Annotated in this window: 7 protein-coding genes; all 7 read right to left on the bottom strand. The window is 60.5% G+C overall.

From position 1 onward, the window contains the following. Window positions 1-281: 281 nt before the first annotated feature. Window positions 282-473 (bottom strand): hypothetical protein, encoded by a 192-nt coding sequence (locus Q0520_RS07975; RefSeq protein WP_298668565.1) that lies wholly within the window; start codon window positions 471-473, stop codon window positions 282-284. 341 nt (window positions 474-814) lie between these two features. Continuing rightward, window positions 815-2,209 (bottom strand): hypothetical protein, encoded by a 1,395-nt coding sequence (locus Q0520_RS07970; protein ID WP_298668562.1) that lies wholly within the window; start codon window positions 2,207-2,209, stop codon window positions 815-817. Next, window positions 2,202-2,927 carry an ABC transporter ATP-binding protein gene (locus tag Q0520_RS07965; protein WP_298668559.1) on the bottom strand — a complete coding sequence of 242 codons (726 nt, stop codon included), beginning with the start codon at window positions 2,925-2,927 and terminating at the stop codon, window positions 2,202-2,204. The genes Q0520_RS07970 and Q0520_RS07965 overlap by 8 nt, the downstream gene beginning before the upstream one ends. Window positions 2,928-3,115: 188 nt before the next feature. Further along, entirely contained in the window at window positions 3,116-4,312 is a 1,197-nt protein-coding gene (locus tag Q0520_RS07960; RefSeq protein WP_298668556.1) for a hypothetical protein, read from the bottom strand. Window positions 4,313-4,538: 226 nt separating this feature from the next. Continuing rightward, on the bottom strand, window positions 4,539-5,885 hold the full coding sequence (locus Q0520_RS07955) for a pyridoxal phosphate-dependent aminotransferase (protein ID WP_298668554.1): 1,347 nt from the start codon (window positions 5,883-5,885) through the stop codon (window positions 4,539-4,541). Between the two features lie 72 nt (window positions 5,886-5,957). After that, window positions 5,958-7,583, bottom strand: coding sequence for a thiamine pyrophosphate-binding protein (locus tag Q0520_RS07950; RefSeq protein ID WP_298668551.1), 1,626 nt, complete (start codon window positions 7,581-7,583; stop codon window positions 5,958-5,960). Between the two features lie 516 nt (window positions 7,584-8,099). Next, window positions 8,100-8,332 (bottom strand): hypothetical protein (locus tag Q0520_RS07945; protein ID WP_298668548.1); only part of this gene is annotated, 233 nt, incomplete at its 5' end.

Raw genomic sequence — 8,332 nt, 5'->3', positions numbered from 1 at the left:
TTCTGTCGCTTAAGGGGTTGACTGCGTTGATGATCACCGATGGGACTTCGGAGAGGTGTTTATCCAGTACCGTTTCATCCATGTCTGCACCTGCGGACTGTAGGTATAATATCTGTTACCTGTATATATATTACTCGGGCTGGAGTAACAAAAATGTTACTCTACTCTATTATTACCCCGAACAGAGATGATTTTTTAAGATGGACTTTCTCTCTGAGTTAAATCGGCACTATCTCTGCTCAGAAGAGGATAAAAAATCTTTAAAGATCGGGTTGCTGGGGTCATTCAAGCGGCCACATCTCTATCGTCTGAAAGAGCACCTGTGCGAGTCCGAGAAGTTCAACGCGAAAATATCGACCGACCTCTCTCGGGAACATCCCTGAGACCCTTCGGAAGACGAAAAAGCATACAATTTTCGCCTTGGACATACCCTCATCAGGGATAGCCACGTCCTGATCGTTCATCTCTTTCATGAAAACCCGGATGGATCGGCGATTAATTATTCCGTACTCCTGGAAATCGGACTTGTATTCAGTGCATGCGAGTACAATCTCTCTTTGAAAAAATATGTTCTGGTGATGTACGAGAAGGGTTTTGATGAAAAAAATATTGGCGGGATGTTATCTGGTTTGAAAAACACCGCTGTAAAGAACTGGCAATGGCACGAGTTCGATACCTGCGACGAGGTACTGTTGCATTCCACGCAGTTCTGTTATAATTGCCTGATGGATTTTCATTCGTAGTCGATATGTGAGTTCCCTCCCGGCAATGTTGGAACACTCTATTTCAGCCGATTCTTCGGCAGGGCCCTATCTCAATACCCCACCACCTCCCTCCCCTCCCACTTCACAAACCCCTTCTGCACGACCCACCACCCAACCCCCACCAGCACCACCGACGCCGTCGCGTACCAGGGGTTCATGAAGGAGAGGACGATGAGGGCGACGAGAGGGGCGCCCAGGGCGAGGAGGTAGAGCACGAGCACGCGGGGGTCGTAGAGGAGGACATTCGGGGAGAGACCAGTCAGGTAGACCGTCACCGCGAGGCCGTAGAAGGAGACGGAGAGGCAGAGCACCAGGGCGGGGAGGAGGTGCGCCGCCTCGCCTGCACAGACCGCGACGAGGGCGATGAAGGCGGCCGGGAGGAGTTGCAGCACCGCGAAACTACAGACCTTGCTCTTCATGACGTCGGCGACGCCGAGGGGCAGGCAGGCGTACGGCCCGAAGCTATCGAACATCGTGAGCCAGATGTACATCGTCGAGGCGACCACGCCGGTGAGGGCCGCAAAGAGGAGGAGGATGCCGGACGCCGGGAGGAAGGGGTCGAGCAGGGAGAGGCAGAACCAGATGACCCCGAGGGGGATGAGGAAGGAGAAGAGGGTCTGGCCGACGGCGCTGCCGCTCCGCAGGAGGTCGATGCAGTCCTTCGCAGCGAGGGCCGGGTACGGGAGGGGGGAGAGGCGCCGGGCGAGGGGCACGAGCATCTCCCTGTGGTGCTTCGCCCTTGCCGCGGCCTCGGGGCGTAGCAGGGCGATGGAGAGGGCGGCGAGAATCAGGACGACGGCGCACGCCGCCGCAAGCGTCACCGGGGAGAAGGCGCGGAAGAGCGTGAGCGGGAGGAAGAGAGAGACGCCGCCGAGGTGGGCCGTAAAAATCGCACCGGCGAGGAGGACAGAGACCGCGGCGAGCAACACCTTCGAGCGGGCATAGACCATCGAGAGGAAGAACGCCATGGAGAGGCCGGTGAGGAAGGAGAGGGAGAGAGTGAGGAGGAGGAGCGCCGGCGTCGCGAGGGGGATACCGGCAAAAGGTGCGGCGAGGGCGAACCCCGCGACAAAGGGGAGCACCCAGAGCACAAAGTAGTAGACTGTGTCCTTCACCACGAAGTTCAGGAAGATGACCCTCTCTGAGAGGGGCAGGGTGCGGGCGGCATAGGCGAGAGTGCTCGCCTGCCCGAACCTCCTCTCCATCACCTCGTTTATGAGGAGACCGAATGCCCCGACCATCAGGCCGAGGAGGAGGAAGAGGGCGTGCGTGACAAGGGCGAGGTCGCCGAAGGGGAGCAGGGGACGGATGAGAGGGATGAGGAATGACCCCATGCAGGCGATGGCGAAGATCAGCACCGGGTAGAGGGCGAAACTGAGACTCCCGAACATCGTGGAGTGGACCCGCCACTCCTCCTTCATCATGGCGAGGAAGAGTTCAAACATGACCGCCCGCCCTCACAAGGGAGAGGAAATAGTCGCCAAGGTGCATACCCCCCTCCGTGACATCGGCCACCCTGCCGGTCGAGAGGAGTTTCCCTTTGTGGAGGACGGCAAAACCCGAGCAGATCTCCTCCGCGATCTCCAGGATATGCGTGGAGATGAAGATGGTGTTCCCCTTCTTCACGTAATCGGCGAGAAAGTCCTTCACCTTCTCCTGCATGATGGGGTCGAAGTTGATGAGAGGTTCGTCGATGAGGGCGAGGACCGGGCGGTGGAGGAACGCCTGTGCAAACATCAGTTTCTGCCGCGTGCCCCGCGAGAGGTCCTTGCAGAGCACGTCCCTCTTCTCCCCGAACTCCAGGTACTCGAACCACCATGTCATCTGCTCCTCGATGTCCGGGATCTTCCTGATGGCGCCGACAAGGTGGAGGTACTCTTCAGAGGTGAGGAAACTCGGCGGCGTCTCCTGCTCGGGTATGATCCCGACCTGCGAGCGGACACCGACCGGGTCGGCCACCACGTCCCTGCCGAGCACCGTCGCCGACCCGCCCGACGGCCGCACCTGTCCGGTGAGCGATTTGATCATCGTGGTCTTCCCCGACCCGTTGGGGCCGAGAAGACCGAAGAGCGCCCCCTCCTCGACCGAGAGGGTGACGTTGTCCAGTGCAGTGGTATCCCCGTAGACCTTCGTGAGGTCCCGTACATCCAGTATGGCAGTCACGCACGCATCTCCTGATCCGGGTGGATGCTCGCACCGCATCAATTTTTTTAAATCGACCGGGACAAAAAAAGGGGAAAAATATCGAATGATTTTTCCATGGTGTCCCGCACTATCGGCAATCGTCCCGGTACATGTCTGCAGGATCTCTCCGGCCCCGCGTCACCGCGGTCACCAGACTCTGACCGGGATCAGATCGTGATATCCTCCACATTACTGTTCTGGATATAGCGGTACACCCCGGCCATGTCATAGGAGTGGTCGGCAATATAGGCCCTGACCTCGATGTACCTGTTGAACTTCTGCACATAGTCGTTGTGCTGCCTGATCAGAGCGGTATATTTCCTGTGGTCACGGTCCCACGCCTCCCGCGTCTCGTAGGTGCCGTGCATGAGGCTTTCCTTGAGGTCATCGATCTCGCCCCGCCACTCCTCCATTCTGGCACTCATATAGGGGAGACGGTCGTCGATCTTCTGGTAGACCCCGGTGATGCGGGTGACATAGTTCACCCGGTCGAAGCGCTTGGTCCCGTTGCTGAGGGGGACGACGAAGGCCTTTGCACTCCCGAAGGGTTCGGTGTACCGGCCGATGTAGGTCGGGCCCGTGCTCTCGATATAGAAATATTTCCCACCGTCCGGACTCGTGAAGACCCTGAACGAGGGGTTGCCGTTGACCGAGATCCCGATGCCCGCCGCCGCATGGTGTTCGCCGGGGAAGAGGAGGAGGGCGGTGTCATAACCCTCGTGGGCAAGCATACCGAGGAGGAGCAGGCTTTTTTCGTCGCAGTCGCCCTTCATGTTCCCGATCACCTCGACCGGATAGCGGGGGTTCGAGGGTGCGTCGGGGTCGTACGGGATCTGCTGCACGAAGGTGATCAGGAGTTCGAGGTACTCACCGTCGTTCAGGCCATCGGCTGCCCTGATATACCGAAAAGGCCTGGTCAGGTCGTCGAAGAAGACCTTCATTGCGGGGTCTTCGATATAGCGGCGGTAGTAGGCTGTCATGCTCGCGGGGTCGCCCCAGGACGCACTGGTCGGCCACCGCCTGTCGACGTCCCGCACCCCCTCATAGATGCTCCCGTTCACCGCGACCTCGATACTATAGGTCTTCTTCTCGAACTTTGTCGGGAATGTCCGCACCATTGTCTCCTGAAGGGGGTCGGCGACCGGGACAATTGTCGGGAAGGCATAAACTTCTTCTTCTTCGGGTGTCGGTGCCGGTGACGGGAGTGTCTCTGTCGGGAGAGGCGTCTGGTTCGCTTCATCGACCTCGGCCTGAAGGTCTTGTGAGACGTCGGTGCCCGACCCGATGCACCCGCTGGCGGCAATGGAGAGGAGGAGAATAAAAACTCCTGCAAGAATCCCTCCTGTCTTCTTTCTTGTATTCATATCGCACCAGGTAGACCGGAAAGGCCCATTTCAGGATCTGGAAGTAACAATATAAAGCGGCTTTCATCATGCCAGGCCCTCAAAAAATAATCTTTTTGCGGAAAAAATAGGAAAAAAGAATCGTTCTTCTCAAAATCCCGATATCACGCAGGGCCGGCTTCCCGTGACCGCCGACGGCTCTCGCCGGTGCATATGTCTATCCCGGCCATCGAGAGAGTCAAACCGGTCAGACAAACCTGATGGTCTTCCTTCTAACTCCCTCGACAAACTTCCGCACCGCCTCGACCCCTTCGACCATACGCGGCGCGGCGTCCTGGACGAAGGCTATCTCGTCCAGACCTGTCTCCGGCGGTTTCTCCCTGTACAGTTCCATCGCCCTCCTACCGTCATAGTCGACAAAGGCGATGCGGGTGGCGAAGACGTCGGAGGGGAGCATGAGGGCGTCCCCGCTGACCGTTGCGACGTGGTGGGGGTGGTCGAGGAGGGCGCGGGAGAGGTCGTTTGCATATCTCACACCGCTCTGTGCGAGGTCACCGGCGAGGGCGCTGAAATCGGCAAGGAAGTAGAAACCTCCTTCCGGGTGCGTCACCTCCACACCCTCGATCATCTCGAAGGCGCGGCTCATGTATCCCCCCATGACCCGGTGGATCTCCCGCGTTGTCTGCACGTACTCCTTGATGGCAGGGTCACCTGCATAGGCGGCGACCGCCGCATACTGGATTGGCGTCGCCACCGAGGTGTACATCGTCGCCGCCACCCGCGTCAGGTGCTGCATGAGTGACTCCTGGTCCCCTTCCGGGATGACGCAGACGCCGAGGCGGTAACCGGCGGCAGAGCAGTCGTGGGAGAGACCGCCGGTGACGAATGTCCCCTCCGGATAGACCGCACCCATTGAGCAGAAGTCCTCTGGCCTGTATGTGGTGAGGGCGTAGACCTCGTCGGCGAGGACGAGACAGCCGTACCTCCGGCAGACGTCGGCGATCCTCGCGAGTTCCTGACGCGAATAGAGCGCCCCGGTCGGGTTGTTCGGGTTGTTGAGGACGAGGAGGTGGCGCCTGTCGGGGTTTTTGGCCAGGATTGCCTCGAGGTCGCTGGAATTGATCCTGTAGCCGTCCTCGCGGTTGAGACTGAGCGTCGTGCAGGTCTTCCCGAGGAGTCTGAGGATGGGGGCATACCCGGCCCATGACGGAGAGGGGATGACCACCTCTGCGTCGAGGACGGTGAAGAGGATGTACAGGATCTCCTCTGTCCCGTTGCCGACGATGACCTGTTCTGGTCCTGCATGGACCCTGAAGTGTTCTTCATAGTACTCGGCCACGGCGTCCCTGAGTTCGGGGACGCCGGCGGCGTCTGTGTAGTGCCCGGCCCCGGCCTCCTTTCTCAGGGCCGCGGAGAGTGCCGGGGGTACGGGAAATGGCGACTGCCCGAGTGCGAAGTTGAAGTACCTCACATGGCACCCGATCCTGCTGCACCTCTCCCTCTGGCGTGCGGTCATCAGCCCGATCCGCAGGTTCTCAGGCATGGCAAGAGACTCAAGATGTGGTTCAGTCCTGATGGCATAGATCTGCCGCATGGCACTCCCCCTGATTGCATCCTGGATGGGCAGGACCGGTGATAAGTGTTCCCCCCGAAAAAATGGGAGCGGTCAGAAGCGCTTCGGATCTGTTTCCACGTCGACGACCGCCGGAACACCGGCCGCCAGCGCCTCCCTGATCGCGAGGGGGAGGTCGGCGGGCCTTTCCACCCTGTAGCCGGCGCCGCCGCAGGCCCGTGCATAGACGGCGAAGTCGGGGTTGTGGAGTTCTGTCCCGAAGTTCGGGTAGTGCTCCATCTTCTGTTCGACGCGGATCATGCCGAGTTCATGGTTGTTGAGGACGATGGCGACAAGGGGGAGGTCGTACTTCACGGCGGTGAGGAACTCGGCCATCGCCATCCCGAAACCCCCGTCGCCGGTGATGCAGACGGCGGGCCTCTCTGGATAGGCAAGTTTTGCGGCGATGGCACCGGGCAGACCGAAACCCATCGTCGCCAGGTATCCGGACATCACGAATGCCTGCCCTCTCTTCATCATGTAGTTCCTCCCGAACCACCAGCCATTCTCCCCGACGTCGATGGAGATGACTGCGTCGTCGGGCAGAATCTCCGAGAGCACCTTCATGATATAGGGCGGGCGGACCGGCACGGCCTCCGGGTCGGCCTCCTCCTCTCTCTGTGCCTTCCATGCCTCTTTCTGGTGCGCCACCTCTTCCCTCCGCGTGTCGTCCCTCCTCTCCCGCACGCGGCCGAGTATGTCGGGGACGACGCGGGCGCAGTCACCCCAGAGGAGGACGGAGTCGGCGTTCCGCCCGAGTTTGATCGGGTCAAGGTCGACCTGGACCATGGGGACCTCCTCGGGGACGCGGGTCTGGGCAGAGAAACCGACGCCAAAGACGAGGAGGAGGTCGGCGGACTCCGCCTGCTTGCGTGCGTACCCCGACCCCACGCTTCCCAGGATGCCGAGGTGCCAGGGGTGTTCCTCGGGGACGACCCCCTTCGCCCTGAAGGTGGTGAGGATGGGTGCGCTGATCCGGTCGGCAAGGGCGGTCACGCTCTCCGCGGCGGTGCGTGCGCCCCACCCTGCGATGATCACCGGCCGCCTGGCCCTCTCGATTGCATCGACCGCCCTCTGCATCTCAGACTCTGGCGGTGCGATCCCCGGAAGCGGCGGCGGTCCCTCGCGGGGACAGCAGGCAGGGTCGAGAGTCTCCTTCTGGATATTGTTCGGGACGGAGAGTTGTGCGACGCCCCTCTTCACGACCGCGTGCCGCAGGGCGGCATCGACAAGTTTCACCGCCTTTGTCCTGTCGTGGATTGTGTTGTTGAAGACGGTGATAGGCCGGAAGAAGGCGTCCTGGTCGATCTCCTGGAAACCCCCCGGCCCCATGTACTGCACCTCGACCTGGCCGTTGAGGGAGAGGACCGATGCATGGTCCTCTTTTGCGTCGTACAGCCCTGTGGCCAGGTTCGTCGCCCCGGGCCCCGCGATGGTCACGCACACGGCGACCCGTCCGGTCAGTTTGTTGTAGGCCGACGCTGCCATAGCCGCGTTCTCCTCGTGGCGCACCTGGATGAAACGGACGTCGGGATGTTTTCTCACCGCATCGATGATCCCGAGGGACGACGTCCCCGGCACGCCGAAGACAAGGTCCACCCCCCGGCGTGCGAGTTCATCGATGATCACCTCGGCGACGGTCTGCCCGCCGCTCTCCCCTGTGGTACTACCTCCTGCCATATGCTCACCGCAACCCGCCATGGGGTCAGGGAATGATCGCAGGACGAGATATAATGCTTGGCGCCGGGGAGGTACCGGTCTCCATCGTGCGGTGTCACGGGCACTGGAAAAACCGGGATAGGATAGTCGAATCGTACCTGCAGGCCCGGCGATCACTGACTGAAAAACGTCTCCCAAGCGGGAGTGGATGTACGAAAAAAAGAAAAATAGGAGTAGGGTATATATTTACTCCTGAGGTTCCTTCGGCTGCTTCTTGCCACCCTTCTTTGCCATGGACTTCACCTCCTGTGAAGTGGGATATTGAATGATACTCCTGAGTGGCGTATAAAGATTACGGACACACCTCGGCGGGATCCCGGATCCCGGCGTAATCCTGAGATTTTCCTCCCCGCATTGCGGGCCTTTTCCCCCCCTCGCACCACGGTGAAAGAGGTGCCCTGCATGGTTCTGGATCGCCGGGAATCTCTGGGTCCTTTTGCCGTGTGCGGCACCTCACGGTCGGGTCCCTCTCCCTGTTCAGGCAGGCGAAGCCCGGTACAGGGTACTTCCCGGTATGGCCTCCGGGTTCCTGATCAGGGCAATTTCCGGCATCACTCCCTCCCTCTCCCCGGCACCATGAGGGGCGGAGAAGGGGAAGTCATTACCTGCAATCATACCGGCGGCCAGGGGGCGTTGAGTCCTGCCGGATCCTGTTCTGTTTCCCCCGCTGGCCCCGTTCTGCCCCTCCCGCCGGATCTCCCCGGTACGGC

The sequence above is a fragment of the uncultured Methanofollis sp. genome, from assembly GCF_937919355.1.
In the GTDB taxonomy this organism is placed as follows: domain Archaea; phylum Halobacteriota; class Methanomicrobia; order Methanomicrobiales; family Methanofollaceae; genus Methanofollis.
The sequence above is the reverse complement of the archived record's forward strand: the minus strand, read 5'-3'. Positions and strand labels throughout refer to the sequence as shown.

What these genes read in the sequence shown, in the direction of transcription:
- Q0520_RS07960 (WP_298668556.1), bottom strand. Translation starts at nt 4,312, where the DNA reads ATGAATACAAGAAAGAAGACAGGAGGGATTCTTGCAGGAGTTTTTATT.
- Q0520_RS07950 (WP_298668551.1), bottom strand. Translation starts at nt 7,583, where the DNA reads ATGGCAGGAGGTAGTACCACAGGGGAGAGCGGCGGGCAGACCGTCGCC.
- Q0520_RS07975 (WP_298668565.1), bottom strand. Translation starts at nt 473, where the DNA reads ATGAAAGAGATGAACGATCAGGACGTGGCTATCCCTGATGAGGGTATG.
- Q0520_RS07955 (WP_298668554.1), bottom strand. Translation starts at nt 5,885, where the DNA reads ATGCGGCAGATCTATGCCATCAGGACTGAACCACATCTTGAGTCTCTT.
- Q0520_RS07970 (WP_298668562.1), bottom strand. Translation starts at nt 2,209, where the DNA reads ATGTTTGAACTCTTCCTCGCCATGATGAAGGAGGAGTGGCGGGTCCAC.